The organism is Streptomyces rubellomurinus (genome assembly GCF_000961885.1).
GTDB classification, from domain to species: Bacteria; Actinomycetota; Actinomycetes; order Streptomycetales; family Streptomycetaceae; genus Kitasatospora; species Kitasatospora rubellomurina.
In genome coordinates this window covers 1-987 of sequence record NZ_JZKH01000260.1, presented here as the reverse complement: position 1 = coordinate 987, position 987 = coordinate 1, and the positions used below count along the sequence as shown (strand labels likewise).

Here is a 987-nt window from a genome sequence, read left to right as displayed (position 1 = left end):
GCCGTTGACCGCCGTCTGCCAGGCGTGCGAGACGCCGTTCGCCCCGGCCGCGAACACCTCCAGCCGGCCGTCCGCCGAACGCGCCGACACCACCTTGCCCGACTGCGCCGGGTACACCAGCGGCGCCGGTCCGGGTTCGTGGTGGCCGAGCCGGTCCACGGCGGCTCGCGCCGCGTCCAGGTACCGCAGGTGCGCGCGCTCGTTGTACGTCGACCAGGGCTGCCAGTTGGTGCCTTCGTTGGAGATGCGGAAGGCCGCGTTGGCGTTGCACTGGGCGTCGAAGGCGCAGGCGTCGCTCACCTCGGGGTGCCAGTAGTCGTTGATCTCCCACAGGCCGCGGTCGCGGGACGGCGGCGTGTTGTTCTGGACGTTGGACGCCAACGGGTTGCAACTGGACTCGGCCATGCCGACCGCGATCGCGGTCACCAGGGCGTCGCCCCGGAAGCCCGCGGTGTAGCCGACCTCGGCGCACAGGTCGATGCCGGTGGAGGCCGACGCGGGCGTGCCGCCGACCATCAGGCCCGCCGCCACGCTCAGTGCGGCGAGCCCGGAGAGCAGGACGCGGGAGGGCGCCCGGCGGCTGCCTCGGGTGCTGGTCACGTGATCGCTCCTCAACTGACGGCGGGTCCGGCGGTGGTGTTGAGCCAGGTCCAGTCGGACCAGGTGGAGAAGCCGGTCTGCCACTTGTGGTAGACGCCGGCGCTGCTGGTGCCGAACACCTCGATCCGGCCGTCCGCGTTGGCCGTGGCGACGATCTCGGTGCCCGGACCGCCGAAGGTGTCCCACGGGCTGTACGGCGCGTTCAGGTTGGTCTGCCAGGTGTGCTGCGCGGTGCTGCCGTTGATGGCGAACACCTCGATGCGGCCGTCCGCGGTCGGCTGGCTGGTGAGCTGGGAGTCGGCGGGGCCTGCGGCGGGTTCCCAGTCGGACCAGGTGGTGGGGTTGGTCTGGTACTTGTGGTAGACGCCCTTGGGTCCGGAGGCGAAG

1 protein-coding gene and 1 pseudogene are annotated in these 987 nt (G+C 71.7%); both read right to left on the bottom strand.

What is annotated here, in order from left to right; all coding sequences use genetic code 11:
* Positions 1-516 (bottom strand): annotated as a pseudogene (locus tag VM95_RS37675) (hypothetical protein); the annotation flags it as partial.
* A 95-nt stretch (positions 517-611) separates the two neighbouring features.
* Positions 612-987: DUF8189 domain-containing protein (locus VM95_RS37670; protein ID WP_045705998.1), on the bottom strand; the 376-nt coding region annotated here is incomplete at its 5' end.